Raw genomic sequence first — 15,621 nt, forward strand, 5'->3', positions numbered from 1 at the left:
AAACCATTTCTTCTCCCCTAAAAAAGAATGTGCGAAAGAATTGCGTATTGTTGACGACACGCTGCTCAGTAAACGGCATCAACCGACATGCGCATGCATGCCGGTCACAATAACGCGCCCCGGATGAGGGACGCTGGCAATTTGTTTGATACGACGCAAGCCTCTAGGCCCTCTTCTCCAATCGTCGCATCCATTCCGGACTGCGCGGAATATTCGTATTAGTATGGTACTTGATTTTACGGGTTCGGGCAACGTGACACCTCTTGTGAAATTGTATACATATCGTAAAGGACTCTTTTTACACACGCATGATTTGCAATATTACCTGCGCCCTGCCAGCAGCTTGCGTTCTACGTATACAACGAGTTGATACATCGCTGTCGCTACTGCCGCAATAATCAATAAACTGGACAAAACCAGGGTGAAATTGAATACTTGGAATCCATAGATGATCAGATAACCCAGCCCCTGCTTGGCGACCAGAAATTCACCCACGATCACTCCAACCCAAGCCATACCCACGTTTACTTTCAAGGTGGAGACAATGGCGGGAAAGGAAGCAGGCAATACCACTTTGGTAAAAATCTCGGAGCGATCGCCGCCAAACGTGCGGATAACTTTAATATAATTCTGATCCACTTCATTGAAGCTGTTATACACGACAAGTGTCGTTATAATCACGGTGATGGACAAGGTTGTCATGACAATCGCCGTAAAACCTGCACCAAACATGACAATAAAGATCGGACCCAGCGCCACCTTCGGCATACTGTTAAACACAACCATGTAAGGATCAAGTACCTTGGACAAAAAAGGAGACCACCAGATCAGGACCGCAAGCAGCGTTCCGACGAGTGTCCCCAGCAAAAAACCAACTGCCGTTTCCCCAACGGTTACACCGACATGCGCCCATAACTCCCCGCTGGCGATGTCCTTGCCAATCTGATTAAAAATTTTGCTTGGATAACTGAACAAGAGCACGTCGATCCAACGCAGCCGCCCCGCCAGTTCCCACAACAAAAACATACATACCAGCATGGCCAGCTGTACAGCCAGCACTTTATGACGCCATCTGGCGACCTGTTGAACATGACTTTGATGCAGCTGTTTCATCCAGTCATCACGCATTTCCTGCTTTTTCTGATTCGCCTGATTCACCCGTTCTTCTCACCTCCTCCGGACTGTTCCAATTCGCTCCATAACGCCTGAAACAGCTCATTGAAACCTTGCTGCTCCCGAGCGTGAAAAGGCTGCGCGTTCCGCAGCTCCTCAGGGATGATGAACTCCCGCCGAATGCGACCCGGATTGCGATCCAGTACGATAACGCGATCACTGACAGCGATAGCTTCCGACAGGTCATGCGTGACAAGCACCGATGTTTTACCGGACGCCTTCAATGTGTCTGATACCAGATCCTCCAATTGCAGCTTGGTTTGATAATCAAGTGCGGAGAAGGGTTCATCAAGCAAAAGTATTCCCGGGTCTGTAGCCAGTGTGCGTACCAGCGCCACGCGTTGCCTCATGCCCCCGGATAGCTCGGAAGGATACTGTTCTTCAGTGCCAGCTAGACCCATGCCCCTCAACAGCTCCCGCGCACGCTCACGGTTCCATTCATCGAGTGTGCCTGTCAGTTCAAGTCCAATCAGGACATTGTCCAGAATGGTCCGCCATGGAAACAGATAATCCTGTTGCAGCATATAACCGATCTGGGCAGAAGGACCCTCGATGCGTTTACCTTTAACTTGAACCTCGCCTGCGGTCGGGGTGAGCAGCCCGGCGATGATCGACAGCAACGTGGTTTTACCACATCCGCTGGGGCCAACAAGACTGACGAACTCTCCTTGCTTGACCTGAAGACTCAGATTTTCAATAACCAGTGAAGCTTCACGCTCACTGACATAGACTTGCGAAACCCCTTCCAGTTTGATCACCGTTTCGGATTCAGGCATATGTGCTCACTTCCTTTCCTGAATACCTGGTTACTTGTTCGATGCCGCTTGTTCTGCATAGGAGTTATCGACAATGGTTTGAGACTCCACCCGCTGTTTTAATTCTCCTGCAGCAGTCATTACGTCGAGCAAGTTGTTCCATTCTTCTTCATCAATGATTGGATCCGTTGCATAGGTTCCCTGTTCCTTGTATCGATTCACACTGCTTATCAGAATGGCTGGGTCGATATCTTTGAAATAAGACTTAATGACTTCAGCGATCTCTTCAGCGGTGTGGGAATCCACCCAAGCTTGTGCTTTGTGCAAGCCGTTAGTGAACTTCTGAACAATGTCCTTGTTGTCGTTGATATAGCTTTGTTTGGTCATGAAGACCGTATAAGGCAGATGGCCGCTTTCTGTTCCAAACGAGGCTACTACCTTCCCGCGACCCTCTTTTTCAAAGATGGACGCCTGGGGTTCAAACAACTGCACATAATCCCCTGTACCTGAGGCAAATGCGGAAGCGATGTTGGCAAAATCCACATTTTGAATCAACTCCAGATCATTCTGCGGATCAATGCCATGTTTGTTCAGCGTGAATTCGCCTGCCATTTGAGGCATCCCGCCTTTCCTTTGTCCAAGGAAGGTGCTCTGTTTCAATTGCTCCCAATCGAAGCTGCCTTCGGGATTGCGGGCGAACAGAAAAGTTCCGTCCGTCTGTGTTAGCTGGGCAAAGTTAATGACCGGATCTTCAGCTCCCTGCTGATAGACATAGATCGATGTTTCTGCTCCAACCAGCGCGATGTCAACAGAACCTGCGAGAAGCGCCGCCATCGTTTTGTCGCCACCAGCCGTTGTCTGAATGTCCACTTCAAGCCCCTGTTCTTCAAAAAAGCCTTGGGCCACCGCCACATACTCCGGTGCGTAAAATACAGAACGCGTGACTTCACCAATCGTAATTTTGTTTGCGTTCTTCTCTTGGTTACAGCTCGTAAACGCCACTATGATAATGAGCAAAATGACAATGGCCCGGATGAACCAGGGCGTGTATTTCATGGTCTTTCCCTCCTTCACTGGTTTCAGCTGTTCTCTCTACTATGGATATGCCGATGCCCATCAAAAGGTTAAGAATTGCATGCAAAAGAAGAGCCGGGCCAATGCGCCCCGCTCTTCAACCATTAAATGATGGTGTTATCTCGTCCTACAGCTTGTAAATCTCGGCATATTTCGCTTCCAGATAATCGGCCAGATAATCCGGGTTCAACTCTTCACCCGTAACGGACAGGATCAATTCGGAAGGCGTACGGCTTTTGCCATAGCGATAAATTTTGTCCGTCAGCCATTCCTTGATTGGAATTAGATTACCTTCGGCAATATAGGAATCAAACGCCGGCATTTCCTTACGCAAGGTATGTAGAATCTGTGCAGCATACATATTACCAAGCGAGTACGAAGCAAAATAACCGAAGTCGCCACCGGACCAATGGACATCCTGCAGCACACCCATACCATCATTTGGTGGTACGATGCCCAGATATTCCTTGTATTTGGCATTCCAGGTCTCAGGCAGGTCTTTGACTTCCAAACCTTCGTTGAACAGCATTTTCTCAATTTCATAGCGAATGATGATATGCAGATTGTATGTCAGCTCATCCGCTTCAATTCGAATCAAAGAGCTCTCCACCCGATTAATTGCCCGGTAGAAGTCTTCCAGTTCAACCTCGCTCAACTGCGGGAAATGCTGCTGCAAATCGCTGTAATATCGCGTCCAGAATGAAAGGCTGCGGCCAATCATATTTTCCCAAAGGCGTGACTGTGATTCGTGGATACCCATCGATGTTCCTTCGGCAAGGAGGGTACCGGCCAGACTGTCGTCAATATTTTGCTCATACAGGGCATGTCCGCCTTCATGTAGTGAACTGAAGACCGCACTCGTCACATCATCCTGCAAGTAGTTCGTCGTAATCCGCACATCCCCTGGATTCAGGCCCGTTGCGAACGGGTGAACACTCTCATCGAGTCTTCCGGCTTCAAAGTCATAACCCATTTGTTCCAGAATAAACAAACTGAATTTCTCTTGCTGCTCCTTGTCAAACAGCTGGTTGAGGAACTCCGTATTCGGCTTGTTCGCCGATGCATTGATCTTCTCTTGCAGGGGCACCAAACGGGCTTTGAGACGGGCAAATACCGCATCCACCTTTTCTACCGTCAGTTCCGGCTCATACATGTCCAGAAGGGTGTCATAACGCGTATCTTTAACGCCCCAGTAGTCAATAAACTCCTGCTTGAGCTTCACAATGTCCGTAAGGTAGGGCGAGAATCCAGCAAAATCACTGTTATGTTTAGCATCTTCCCATGCTGTCTCGGATTTGGCTGTGAGCACGGTATATGCTTGCACTTTCTCCGGGGGTACCGACTGACTGCGATCATACTCCTTTTTGCAGTCTTCCACCTGACGGCGGTCTGTATCTTCCAGTTGTTCCAGTACCGCGGGAGTTGTTAATGTATCCAGATAGGATTTCATCTCCACTGAAGTCTGCAGTTTGAACGCTTCGGTAGATAACATTCCAAGCGTTTCCGAACGTGTCGGAACGCCTTTCTTCGGCGCGCCTGTGCGCAGATCCCAGTGAAGCAAACCAATGGCTTCATGATAACTCTTGATTTTACGGGCCAGATTACGGAAGGATTCCAGCTGTTGCTGTGCGTGTTTATCCATTGTTAATGTTCACCTCTCCAAAAAAAGTTTATACACCCTATTGATGATACTTTTTGCAATGCGTATAATCAACTTTTAACAGATGCAATTTGCAATACTCTTCTATAGAGCAAAATATTGCGAGCTGTTGACCGTGATTAAAAAGCATAAAAATATAGGGCGCAGGACAAGCTGCACTTTGGTGCAAGTCGTCGTGCTCATCGTATTGGATAACAGGAGGCAATGGACATGAACAACATTCAAGAGATTTTGGCGTACAACAAAACATTTGTCGAGAGCAAAGAATACGAAAAGTATACGGCTGGCAAGTTCCCAACCAAAAAGATGGTCATCATTACTTGTATGGATACACGTTTGGTGGAAATGCTGCCCAAGGCCATGAACCTGAAAAATGGCGATGTGAAAATTATTAAAAACGCTGGCGCGATTATCTCTCAACCTTTTGGGTCCGTCATGCGTAGTGTACTCGTCGCGATCTATGAGCTTGGTGCGGATGAAGTGCTGGTTGTCGGACATACGGAATGCGGCATGGCTTCCCTGCACGCCGAAACGATGATTGGACATATGGTAGACCGGGGAGTATCCGCAGAAGTCATGAGCACGCTGGAGAACTCGGGCATTCGTTTGCAAAAGTGGTTACGCGGGTTTGACAGCGTTGAAGAAGGGGTAAAACATACTGTGGAAGTGATCAAGAAACATCCATTGCTTCCGCCCAATGTACCCGTCCACGGCATGGTCATCGACTCCTACACAGGAGAACTTGATCTTGTCGCTGAGGGGTATGGGCAGCAGACATCTCTCTAAATGGTTTTGGGTGCGGACCTCAGGGTTCGCACTCTTTTTTTGTCTAAATTGAGGCAGTTGTTCTGTCAGGTTGTCAAACCATACAGTTTCAGTGTACACTTTTATGAAAGCGGTCAATGAGAACCATTTTGCATTGTTTTCACTGACCCAGCCCTAATATTAAGGAGACATGTGCATGAACATACTTTCCTACGGATTGCTCGGGCTTCTTACCCGCGAGGAGTCATCAGGTTATGATCTAATGCTGAAAATCCAGCCACATTGGCAGGCCAAACACAGTCAGATCTATCCCCTCCTCTCCAAAATGGAAAACGATGAGCTTTTAGCCTCCCGCTGGGTGCAACAGTCTGATAAACCGGACAAAAAAATGTATGCAGTCACGGAAAAAGGTATTGAAAAACTGCTGGGATGGATGATCACTCCTGTTACCGCTCCGGTTACTCGTGACGAGTTTAATCTGCGTATTTTATGTGTCGGCATTGCGGAAGACGGAAGCATGAGACGTATTCTGACTGAACGGCAGAACTGGTTTATGGAGCGTATCCGTTATTTCGAGGGACTGAAATCCCGTATACCTCAGGATAATTTAAAGGTAGGCAGCCGGGAATTCGGAAGTTACATTCTGGTTCAAAAAGGGTTAATGAATGCTCAAACCGGCCTCGAATGGTGTAACTGGGTTACCCAACTCCTCGATGGTCAGGCAGCCATTCAGGACTCTTGTCCAAGTATTTCAGAAAATTAAACAAAATTTGAAACGTTCCTGCAAGTTGACCGTATTACTTGAGTAAGGCCCAATTTTGGGCGTATCAAACAAATTAATCGGGAGGTTACGATCTTTACAATGAAGAAAAAATTCGGAATTAAACATCTCATGATGGTTTTCATGGCCTTTACATTGCTGTTCGCAACAGTCGGAGTCGCAAATCCGGATTCTGCTGATGCTAGACGTGGTGGCGGTTTCAAATCGGGTACGAAAAGTTATACCAACACACCTAAGAAATCCGATTCCAACGTGAGCAAATCAAACACAAATAACAACTCCAGCAATGGAGCAGCAACGAACCGTGGCGGATTCTTCGGCGGTGGCGGCGGATTTATGAAAGGCATGATGCTCGGCGGTCTGGCTGGTATGATGTTTGGCGGATTGTTCGGCGGCATGGGAGCTCTGGGTAACATTCTTGGATTGCTTGTAAACGTGGCTGCTATTATGCTGATCGTAATGCTTGCAATGGCCCTGTTCAGAGCCATTACAAATCGTCGTAAACCGGCAGCGGATGGTCGCTATGACCGCCGCAATGATCGTGATGATGATGACCGTAACAGAAACGGACGGTACTAATCGCTATGGTTCTGAGTATGGATGAAATTGTCAACGCAATCTGTATTCACATGGCTGAACGCAAGGGTGTACGCCCAACTGATGTCAATGTGGAACTGAGCTGGGAAGAAGAGACGGGATATTCCGCTGAAGTCTGGATTCAAGGTCGCAGTCAATACCTGGTCGAATCCAATATGATCGAAGCAATCCTGCGCTACCTGCACAGTGAATATGACATTCGGGCTTACCGTGAGAATGTAAGACTTGATTTGGACGAAGAGATCACAGCGATTGTGAATCAATAAAACATAAGCCATTTGCGGTGGAATGTAAAAAGGACCGTCTCCATGATGTCATTGACATGTATGGAGACGGTCCTTTTGTATCTTGGGAAGATAAGATTAACTTCTTCGCAAAAACCTCCCAAGTTTCATCCAATGACTACAGATTACGACTTCAATTTCACCAGACTGTAGTTTTTCTTGCCTTTGCGGATAATAATGAATCTTCCACCAATTGCGTGCTCTGCAGAGACCGTGAATTCAAGCTCCGTAATCTTCTCACCGTTCATGGAGATTGCTCCTTTGGTGACATCCTCACGCGCCTGACGCTTGGATGGCTCCAAGCCCAGATCCACGAGCCAGTCCACAATATTTCTCGCTTCTCCATCGGTTTCGAAGGTAGGCATTTCCTTGAATCCCTGCTCGATTTCGTCCGCGGTAAGAGAACGAATATCACCGCTGAACAGTGCGGCGGTAATGCGTTTCGCCTGCTCCAGCATGTCATCCCCATGCACAAACTTCGTCATTTCCTCCGCAAGTGCCTTTTGTGCTTCACGCTTGTGCGGCTCGGTCGCTACCTTGTCCGCCAAAGCTTCAATTTCTTCTTTGCTCAGGAATGTGAAGTATTTCAGGTATTTGATCACATCACGGTCATCGGTATTCGCCCAGAACTGGTAGAATTCGAATGGCGTCGTTTTGTTCGGATCAAGCCAGATCGAACCCCCTGCGGATTTACCGAATTTGGTACCATCGGATTTGAGCATGAGCGGAATGGTTAGACCGAAAGCTTTGGCTTCAGATCCTTCTTTTTTCCGAATCAAGTCCAAACCGCTTGTAATATTGCCCCATTGATCGGAACCGCCGATTTGCAGCTGTACACCCTCATGTTGGAACAGGTGAAGGTAATCGAGCGATTGGAGAATCTGGTAGGAGAACTCGGTAAACGAAATGCCGTCTTCCAGCCTGCTCGCAACTACGTCTTTGGCCAGCATCGTATTCAGATTGAAGTTCTTACCGTAGTCACGCAAAAATTCAATCACATTGATTTTATGTGTCCAGTCGTAGTTATTGACCAAGCGCACCTGATTATCGCCATCCGTTATAAAGAGTTTTTTCATTTGTGCAGTCAGAGCATCCACATTGGCCTGTACCTCTTCCAACGTCTGCAGGGAACGTTCCGATTGACGACCACTTGGATCACCAATAGTGCCTGTAGCTCCCCCAATCAGAATGACCGGACGGTGGCCGGCGAGTTGGAAACGTTTCAGCATCATAAACGGAATCAAATGTCCAATATGCATGCTGTCACCGGTAGGGTCAACCCCGCAGTACAAGGAAACCGACGTTGTCTCGGTCAGCTCACGCAAACCCTCCGCATCCGTTTGTTGGTTAATGGCGTCACGCCATTCCAGTTCATCAATAATATTCAAAACTAACAACCCCTTCTCTATGCATTGGTATTAGGCCATGATTTACGTGAATTCATCAAGAGCTAAGCAGGGTGTGCCTTTTTTTGGACACAAAAAAATCGCCGCCTTGTCTTCAATAGACATAGGGACGATTATCATAACCGTGGTACCACCCAACTTGCACAGACAACAGCTCACACGCTGTCCATACCGCTTTCGGCAAAATATCGTTCGCCATTCCGCTTGGCATTACCCAAGTACTCCAGAGTGTAATTCGCAGCCCTTGTATGTATCAGGTTCCATCAACCCCTGACTTTCTGTAACAGGGACAAAGCCGCTACTGCGCTCTATCAACGTAATTCATGTATTCAATTTATAGCCAGTATAGCCGAACGTTAAAATCATTGCAAGGCCAAGTATTCAATATTTGGATAAGACTACAGATGAGCACTTTGCAATCGTTTATAAAGACAGCATGTTCAATTTCCCGTGGTAATATCCATATGCCTTCTGCGGGATCTGATCTTCATTGTTCCAAAATTGCTGATCCAACGCATCCAGCTGCTGCTCCTGTTCCGTTGTTAGAAATTGAGGTATATCCCACAGCTGCGTAAGCCGTTCATCCTCCTCCAAATGCTTAATGCAGCCATATGCTGACTTGATGATATCCAACACTTGATTCGCACCAATGGCATGTAATGCCCGCAATGCGTAAAGGTACGCCTCTTCACCCCAGTTGCAGAAAAACTGCAAAAAGCCACCATTAAAGGCATCCGTCTCTAACAGCCATAATGCAGCAATTTCCTGTTCATTTGGGGTTAATGACGCCCAACCCTGGCCAGATTCATTCTTTTTCCCGACAAATGATACAGCATACTCATACCATACATCATGGAGATCCTGTTCACTCACATCAATCACCTCTCTTTTCTTGGTTCAAGTCTCTCAAGCTGCTGACGTTTGCCTGTCAGATGCCAATGTAAATAGGGATCTCCAATCTGATCAAAAGCCTTCTTCATGCTTTGATTTAGTTCTTGCATCACTTCGCTCGTATAGTTCAAGTGCGTCTGTTTATTATCTACACCATATCGTTCCATCAATTCTACATGCGCTGCCGTAAATATGATATCCTCCAGCAACCAGTAAATCACTTCGTCAGTCTGCTTCAACTGTTTTTCCAGCATGACGATCCCACGCTCGTATATTCGAACGACATACGCATCGCTTTGAGGCTCTACGTATGGGACACCTTCCCATTTGAAGGTATCGAACAAACGGTTTACACCGTTTTCCATCTGTTTTCTGCTGAAGGATGTCCGCTCAAGCAGCGGTAAAAGAATTTTAGCCAATTCTGGTTTAGTCTGTATATCGGACATCATATCACCCACTTCAAAAAGTTGCTCACTTCTATTATTCTTGTTTCACTAGCATTGTAAAGTAAGAATTCACCAATTTTCAAGCGTTCTTTTATATAAAATGGGTATGGCGACGGCTATCAGAATCATGCCCATAAAAGCAGGTGCGGCATGACCAAGTGACACATAGATCTGGCCTCCAAGGATCGGACCAATCATTCTTGCTAAAGCCTGAATAGATTGGCTGCCACCTTGAACCCTTCCTTGTTCACTCGAATCGACAGATTTGGAGAGCATTCCGTTGAAAGAAGGCCCAAAGATCGAATCTCCAAACCCGAAGACAAACATGCCGACAATCAAAAGAGGGTAGAGTGAGAACAAAGCAGATAGAGCAATAAGGCCGTAGCCAATCATCTCCGAAACCATGCCAAGAATAGCAATCTGTTTATCACTACGGATTTTCAGAAGCCTCGGCATGATGAACCCTTGGGAAATGATGTCCTGCAGACCCATGATGGAGAACATTAGTCCGATCAGTACAGGCTTCCAACGGAACGTATCCAGTGTGAATTGTGAAAAAACGGCCTGTAAAGATCCATTGGGTATCCAAAGCAAGAACGCTGAGACAAGCAGCCTGTTTATGTTTTTCATGGAAAGCAGGTTTGAAAGCTGAGTAAATGGATTCAATCGTACTAAAGTGATCTCTTTCAGTCTATGTTTCTTGTCAAGGCTCTCCGGCATCAAAAAGAATCCATAAGCCACATTCAACAACGTGATGATGGCTCCAAAATACATCGGTGCAGCATAATCAATCTTGGCAAGTAATCCGCCCAGCGTAGGGCCAATCACAGTGCCTACACCTACAACCGCACTCACCCATCCAAAGTATTTGGTTCTCTGTTCTGCAGGAATGATGTCTGCAAAATAGGCGAAGATCGTACTTATGCTTCCGCCTGTTATACCTTCTATGATGCGCCCGGCAAACAGCACCCATAGCGCTCCACCTATGCCAAAAACGAAATAGCCGATTGCGGAACCCACAAGACAAACCAGGAGCAATGGACGACGGCCATATTTGTCGCTCAAAGCCCCAAGTACAGGGGACGCAAAAAACAAGCAAAATGCATAAACAGAGGTTAGCAGCGTAACCATTGTCGCTTGTTCTCCCGGATTGCTTATATAAGGCTGCACTAAGAATGGAACAACAGGTGTTATGATACTGAAGCCGATACCGCAAAGAAATACGGAGATGAGACCGAATATTAAAGCATGCTTATCTATGGACTGGTCCGTGTTCTGTTTATGGCGGGATCTAAATTTGGACATATATATTCTCCTTCAAATGATTTGATTTCGATTCCACGGAAACAAAAATATCGTATCAGCTTTTTGTTTCCCCGTCAACAAAATAAAAACAATAAATATGGCAGCCTATTCTCCGTAGAGACCGGCTGCCTTTGCTTCATTTTCATGATTTCCTTTATTCCGACGTGATATCTATATCCAGTTTTTTTATTTCCGCGTCCAAATGCCTGTTATACTTTTCCACAAAGCTAAGCATATTGTCGAATTGTTCATCGGTTACCTGCTCAAATACAGCTTTATCCCGTTCCTGAAATTCTTTGTGCAGGCCCTCATGGATGTTATAAATGACTTTTCCTTGTTCTGTAAGCCTGAAATAGATTTCTTTCTTGTTATCCGGCTTCTGGTAGCTTTCAATCAGCCCTTTTTTTACGAGCTTCTTCGTTAGTTTACTTATCGCACCCCGAGTCATATAAAAGAACTCCGCAAGTTTGGTCACGTTGGAATCTGCATTTTTTTCGATGTATTCGATACAATGTACTTCAGAAGGCTTATACCCCTTAAGATTTTCCTCCATCTTATCTTTATTAAGCCAAACCAACTTGTTATATAAATCCCTGAAACCCGTTATGAACTGTTCTTCTTTGTTCACGACCTGTCCTCCCAACCTGTTGATGCTCACGATCTAAAATTATTATAATTTGTAAAATGGATTTAACTTTCCTGGGACCGATATGAAAAAGCTGCCATAGGCAGCCTCTTCATGATCTCTTCTCTTCAATCAGGTTCCGCAGAATGTCTGGTATGAAGTATCGCATTGTGCAGGCAGTTCAGCGTACTCGGCTTGTTCAGGGGAATGTGCATACGGGTGTGCCAGGACAGCAAGAAGCTTTTCCATCACAGCAAGGTCTCCATGATTCTCCGCTCGTTCAAGTGCTTCTTCTACCCGATGATTCCGTGGAATCACCGCCGGGTTGCTGTCTCGCATCAATTGATGCGAAACTTCTTTCGCTTCCTTCTGCCTGCCTAATCTCTCCTGCCACCGTTCGTTCCATCCAGCAAACTCTGAAGTTCCAAACCAGGACGTACCCTCCAACGTATCAAAGGTCAATGCCAGGAATGTATTGGTGTAATCTGCATTATGCTTCTCCATGAGTTCTAGAAGATCTCTGATGAGCGATTCATCTTCAGCCTCTTCATTAAACAAGCCCAATTTGGAACGCATACCGGAGAGCCAGTGATGATGATAAAGCTCAGAGAACTGTGCAATGGCATCCTGGGCGATCTGTACAGCTTTTTCTTCATCTTCATGCAAAAGTGGCAGCAGCGTCTCGGCAAATCGCGCCAGATTCCAGCCACCAATATACGGTTGATTACCATAGGCGTATCGTCCTTGCGTGTCAATAGAGCTAAATACCGTGGCCGGATTGTAGGCATCCATAAACGCACATGGTCCATAATCAATCGTCTCACCACTAATCGCCATGTTATCCGTGTTCATCACACCATGGATGAATCCAACCTGTTGCCACTTCGCAATGAGAGACGCCTGCCGTTTAACTACTTCCTGAAGCAATAGAAGATAACGATTCTCCGCTTCAGCGATATCAGGAAAATGACGTTTCAACGTATAATCAGCCAATGCCAGAAGATCATCCATCGATGCCCCTCTGGCTGCATATTGAAAGGTTGCTACACGCAGATGACTGGAAGCAACCCTCGTCAAGATTGCACCTGGCCGTTCTGTTTCTCGTATGATGTTTTCTCCAGTAGAGACCACTGCCAGACTTCTTGTTGTAGGAATACCCAGTGCATACATCGCTTCACTAATAATATATTCACGCAGCATGGGTCCCACAGCAGCACGTCCATCACCTGCACGGGAGTATGGCGTTCTCCCTGAACCTTTCAGCTGGATATCCACCCGCTCACCTTGGGGCGTAATCTGTTCACCCAACAGTAAAGCCCGTCCATCACCAAGCATGTTGAAATTGCCGAACTGATGGCCTGCGTAAGCTTGAGCCAGAGGCTCGGCTCCTTCCGGAATCAGGTTACCTGCAAAAACGTTTGTCCCTTCATCACTATTAAGAGCCCCAGTATTCAGCCCCAAGCTTTCAGCAAGCAACGTATTGAAGATCATCATCTTCGGTGATTGAACAGGCTCCGCTCCCTGCCTTGTAAAAAAAGTCTGCGGCAAACGTGCATAACTGTTGTCAAAATGCCATCCTTTATTCAGCGTTTCTTGTTGCATGTGATCACAACTCCTTTTCTGTGGGATATCCCACTGGTTTTATTTTAGCCTTGTAGACCAATGCTCATTTATGTAGTCGCATGGAAATTCAACTGAAAGAACATGTAACATGCTCATGATGAAACTTTAGCATATTTATACCCCTTTTGCGAAAACTCCTTTAAAGAAATTTCGTTCATTTCCGGGGCAAGAATATCCACCATAAACCTTTCTGTATCAGCCTTTGTCAGCCGTCCTGAAAGAACTAAGGCAGCCTCAAAGAAGATAGCGCTTTCAATATTCCCAAAAAAAGGGTTGATAATTGAGAAACCATCCACTATGATAATGTCATCAGTTCGGACAATAAAGTTAAAGCACTTTAACTTTCATTCAACTAACATCATATGATACCTTTACCTAGAGCAATATTTATAACGAAAGTTAAAGCGTTATAATTTTATATCCCATAGAAAGGTTGGTGTTTCCTTGACTCATCGCGAAAGCCGGCGGCAGACATTTTACCTGTACCTCTTCATTTCTCCATGGCTTATCGGTTTCCTTGTGTTTGCCTTGTATCCGATTCTGTCATCCCTTTATTACAGCTTCACGGACTATGACATTATCCACCCGCCAAAATACGTCGGACTCGCGAATTACAATGAAATGTTTCACAATGACCTATTTTGGAAATCGGTTGTCGTAACGTTGCGCTATACATTCATCAGTGTACCGATTCAACTGATGCTGGCACTCGGATTTGCTCTCCTGCTCAATACGAAAATACCGTTCCGCGGATTTTTTCGAACCGCCATGTATTTTCCGAGCATGGTATCCGGTGTGGCGATGTCCCTGCTATGGTACTGGATTTTCAACCCGTCGATCGGTCTGTTCAATTACGTGCTGTCCTGGTTCGGTATTAGCGGCCCGTCCTGGCTCATGAGCCCCGATTATGCGCTTTACGCTTTGATGATTATGTCCTTCTGGACGGTGGGATCAGGCATGATTCTATTTCTTGCGGGGCTTCAGGGCGTTCCTGCCAGCCTTGTGGAAGCCGCCAAGCTTGACGGTGCGGGACGCTTCCGGATTTTCCTGAACGTAACGCTGCCCATGATTTCTCCGGTGCTTCTGTTCCAACTGATTATGGGCGTCATTGATTCCTTCCAGGTATTCACACAGGCGTATGTAATGACCCAAGGGGGTCCAAACTATTCGACCTGGTTCTACGTTTACAACCTGTACACCAGCGCATTCAAGGAATACAGGGCAGGCTACTCCTCGGCACTCGCGTGGGTGCTGCTGATCGTCGTCATGGCGTTTACGGCGCTCATTATCAAACTCTCGAACCGTTATGTTCACTATGAAGGAGGCGGACGCAAATGAGTACGATGCCGACTGTCGGCCCAGGGGCTTCACCTTCTGTGAATAAACGCCGGCTCAAAATTGACGCAGTTAGCGTTGCCAGCTTCATTGCCCTGCTGGTCACCACCTTTCTCATGCTACTGCCTTTGTTTTTCATGGTCTCGACCTCACTGAAATCGAAGAAGGAACTGTTGAAGTTTCCTCCGACCTTTCTGCCGGAAACTTGGCAGTGGAGCAACTACAGAGAAATTTTCGACACGCTGAATTTCAGTCAAATGTATATGAACAGTCTTATTATCGGTATTTTGACTGTTGTCGGCACTCTGTTTTCGTCAGCTCTTGCGGGGTATGGCTTCGCCAGATATCGGGGCAAGGGCAGCAACCTGTGGTTCATGCTTATGCTCAGTACGATGATGCTTCCCTATCCTGCGATTATGATCCCGCAGTTCATTCTCTTTTCCAAGCTGAACTGGATCGATACCTTCCTGCCGCTGATCGTTCCTGCGTTTTTCGGTTCGGCATACAACATCTTTTTGCTGCGTCAGTTCTTTTCCACGCTTCCGGATGAGCTGTTTGATGCCGGACGCATCGATGGCTGCAGCGAGTTCCGGATGTGGCGGCAAATCGCTTTGCCTCTGTCCGGTCCGGCGCTTGCAACGGTTGCGATCTTTGCCTTCATCTACAGCTGGAACGACCTTTTGACACCTGTTCTCTATTTAAGCTCATCGGATAAGTTTACACTTCCGGTCGGTATGTCTTCCTTTACATCTTCGCGTTTTCGAATTCCGCCATGGCATCTGCTCATGGTTGCCTCCGTGCTGGCCATGCTGCCGATCGTGACTCTGTTTGCGATAGCCCAGAAACGGTTTGTCGAAGGAATTGTACTTACAGGCATCAAGTAAAGACTCCGCCGTAGGGG

General features: G+C 46.6%; 17 protein-coding genes and 1 other annotated feature. Of the genes, 6 read left to right on the plus strand and 11 right to left on the minus strand.

What is annotated here, in order from left to right; all coding sequences use genetic code 11:
- Positions 1-321: 321 nt before the first annotated feature.
- From PPA03S_RS27360 to PPA03S_RS27375, 4 genes are all read right to left on the minus strand, one after another.
- Positions 322-1,113, minus strand: a complete 792-nt coding sequence (locus PPA03S_RS27360; RefSeq protein ID WP_411835386.1) for an ABC transporter permease — start codon at positions 1,111-1,113, stop codon at positions 322-324.
- Positions 1,114-1,154: 41 nt separating this feature from the next.
- Entirely contained in the window at positions 1,155-1,949 is a 795-nt protein-coding gene (locus PPA03S_RS27365; protein ID WP_062328196.1) for an ABC transporter ATP-binding protein, read from the minus strand.
- Positions 1,950-1,979: 30 nt separating this feature from the next.
- Positions 1,980-2,984: an ABC transporter substrate-binding protein gene (locus tag PPA03S_RS27370; RefSeq protein WP_062328199.1), complete on the minus strand. Its 1,005-nt coding sequence runs from the start codon at positions 2,982-2,984 to the stop codon at positions 1,980-1,982.
- A 145-nt stretch (positions 2,985-3,129) separates the two neighbouring features.
- On the minus strand, positions 3,130-4,644 hold the full coding sequence (locus PPA03S_RS27375) for a carboxypeptidase M32 (protein ID WP_062328202.1): 1,515 nt from the start codon (positions 4,642-4,644) through the stop codon (positions 3,130-3,132).
- Between the two features lie 228 nt (positions 4,645-4,872).
- On the opposite strand from PPA03S_RS27375, the gene PPA03S_RS27380 reads away from it, so the two are divergent.
- The 4 genes from PPA03S_RS27380 (at position 4,873) to PPA03S_RS27395 (ending at position 7,071) form a co-directional block, all read left to right on the plus strand.
- A complete protein-coding gene (locus PPA03S_RS27380; RefSeq protein ID WP_068964264.1) occupies positions 4,873-5,448 on the plus strand; it encodes a beta-class carbonic anhydrase in 576 nt (191 codons plus the stop codon).
- A gap of 175 nt (positions 5,449-5,623) precedes the next feature.
- Complete coding sequence (locus tag PPA03S_RS27385) at positions 5,624-6,190, plus strand: PadR family transcriptional regulator (RefSeq protein WP_062328208.1); 567 nt, start codon at positions 5,624-5,626, stop codon at positions 6,188-6,190.
- 99 nt (positions 6,191-6,289) lie between these two features.
- A complete protein-coding gene (locus tag PPA03S_RS27390; protein ID WP_062328211.1) occupies positions 6,290-6,787 on the plus strand; it encodes a hypothetical protein in 498 nt (165 codons plus the stop codon).
- Between the two features lie 5 nt (positions 6,788-6,792).
- Positions 6,793-7,071, plus strand: coding sequence for a YxcD family protein (locus PPA03S_RS27395; protein ID WP_062328214.1), 279 nt, complete (start codon positions 6,793-6,795; stop codon positions 7,069-7,071).
- A 143-nt stretch (positions 7,072-7,214) separates the two neighbouring features.
- On the opposite strand, the gene tyrS is transcribed toward PPA03S_RS27395, so the two are convergent.
- From tyrS to PPA03S_RS33480, 7 genes are all read right to left on the minus strand, one after another.
- Positions 7,215-8,477: a tyrosine--tRNA ligase gene (tyrS, locus tag PPA03S_RS27400; protein WP_062328216.1), complete on the minus strand. Its 1,263-nt coding sequence runs from the start codon at positions 8,475-8,477 to the stop codon at positions 7,215-7,217.
- Positions 8,478-8,597: 120 nt separating this feature from the next.
- Positions 8,598-8,819, minus strand: a binding site (T-box leader).
- A 99-nt stretch (positions 8,820-8,918) separates the two neighbouring features.
- Positions 8,919-9,368 carry a DMP19 family protein gene (locus tag PPA03S_RS27405; RefSeq protein ID WP_062328220.1) on the minus strand — a complete coding sequence of 150 codons (450 nt, stop codon included), beginning with the start codon at positions 9,366-9,368 and terminating at the stop codon, positions 8,919-8,921.
- Positions 9,369-9,373: 5 nt separating this feature from the next.
- The gene (locus PPA03S_RS27410; RefSeq protein WP_167666109.1) at positions 9,374-9,805 is read right to left on the minus strand and encodes an Imm63 family immunity protein; all 432 of its coding nucleotides are present in this window, start codon (positions 9,803-9,805) and stop codon (positions 9,374-9,376) included.
- 96 nt (positions 9,806-9,901) lie between these two features.
- Entirely contained in the window at positions 9,902-11,137 is a 1,236-nt protein-coding gene (locus PPA03S_RS27415; protein ID WP_062328225.1) for an MFS transporter, read from the minus strand.
- Between the two features lie 154 nt (positions 11,138-11,291).
- Entirely contained in the window at positions 11,292-11,765 is a 474-nt protein-coding gene (locus tag PPA03S_RS27420) for a MarR family transcriptional regulator (RefSeq protein WP_062328228.1), read from the minus strand.
- Positions 11,766-11,894: 129 nt separating this feature from the next.
- The gene (locus tag PPA03S_RS27425) at positions 11,895-13,364 is read right to left on the minus strand and encodes a protein adenylyltransferase SelO (RefSeq protein WP_062328231.1); all 1,470 of its coding nucleotides are present in this window, start codon (positions 13,362-13,364) and stop codon (positions 11,895-11,897) included.
- Between the two features lie 113 nt (positions 13,365-13,477).
- The gene (locus PPA03S_RS33480; protein WP_062328235.1) at positions 13,478-13,681 is read right to left on the minus strand and encodes a hypothetical protein; all 204 of its coding nucleotides are present in this window, start codon (positions 13,679-13,681) and stop codon (positions 13,478-13,480) included.
- 148 nt (positions 13,682-13,829) lie between these two features.
- Here PPA03S_RS33480 and PPA03S_RS27435 point away from each other — a divergent pair, with 148 nt between their 5' ends.
- Both PPA03S_RS27435 and PPA03S_RS27440 read left to right on the plus strand, forming a co-directional pair.
- Positions 13,830-14,723, plus strand: coding sequence for a carbohydrate ABC transporter permease (locus PPA03S_RS27435; protein WP_062328238.1), 894 nt, complete (start codon positions 13,830-13,832; stop codon positions 14,721-14,723).
- Positions 14,720-15,604 carry a carbohydrate ABC transporter permease gene (locus PPA03S_RS27440; RefSeq protein WP_062328241.1) on the plus strand — a complete coding sequence of 295 codons (885 nt, stop codon included), beginning with the start codon at positions 14,720-14,722 and terminating at the stop codon, positions 15,602-15,604. The genes PPA03S_RS27435 and PPA03S_RS27440 overlap by 4 nt, the downstream gene beginning before the upstream one ends.
- Positions 15,605-15,621 lie beyond the last annotated feature (17 nt).

It is taken from the genome of Paenibacillus pabuli NBRC 13638 (genome assembly GCF_001514495.1).
In the GTDB taxonomy this organism is placed as follows: Bacteria; Bacillota; Bacilli; order Paenibacillales; family Paenibacillaceae; genus Paenibacillus; species Paenibacillus pabuli.

What these genes read in the sequence shown, in the direction of transcription:
- PPA03S_RS27360 (WP_411835386.1), bottom strand. Translation starts at nt 1,113, where the DNA reads ATGAAACAGCTGCATCAAAGTCATGTTCAACAGGTCGCCAGATGGCGT.
- PPA03S_RS27415 (WP_062328225.1), bottom strand. Translation starts at nt 11,137, where the DNA reads ATGTCCAAATTTAGATCCCGCCATAAACAGAACACGGACCAGTCCATA.
- PPA03S_RS27380 (WP_068964264.1), top strand. Translation starts at nt 4,873, where the DNA reads ATGAACAACATTCAAGAGATTTTGGCGTACAACAAAACATTTGTCGAG.
- PPA03S_RS27390 (WP_062328211.1), top strand. Translation starts at nt 6,290, where the DNA reads ATGAAGAAAAAATTCGGAATTAAACATCTCATGATGGTTTTCATGGCC.
- PPA03S_RS27385 (WP_062328208.1), top strand. Translation starts at nt 5,624, where the DNA reads ATGAACATACTTTCCTACGGATTGCTCGGGCTTCTTACCCGCGAGGAG.
- PPA03S_RS27395 (WP_062328214.1), top strand. Translation starts at nt 6,793, where the DNA reads ATGGTTCTGAGTATGGATGAAATTGTCAACGCAATCTGTATTCACATG.
- PPA03S_RS27375 (WP_062328202.1), bottom strand. Translation starts at nt 4,644, where the DNA reads ATGGATAAACACGCACAGCAACAGCTGGAATCCTTCCGTAATCTGGCC.
- PPA03S_RS27425 (WP_062328231.1), bottom strand. Translation starts at nt 13,364, where the DNA reads ATGCAACAAGAAACGCTGAATAAAGGATGGCATTTTGACAACAGTTAT.
- PPA03S_RS27440 (WP_062328241.1), top strand. Translation starts at nt 14,720, where the DNA reads ATGAGTACGATGCCGACTGTCGGCCCAGGGGCTTCACCTTCTGTGAAT.
- PPA03S_RS27370 (WP_062328199.1), bottom strand. Translation starts at nt 2,984, where the DNA reads ATGAAATACACGCCCTGGTTCATCCGGGCCATTGTCATTTTGCTCATT.
- PPA03S_RS27365 (WP_062328196.1), bottom strand. Translation starts at nt 1,949, where the DNA reads ATGCCTGAATCCGAAACGGTGATCAAACTGGAAGGGGTTTCGCAAGTC.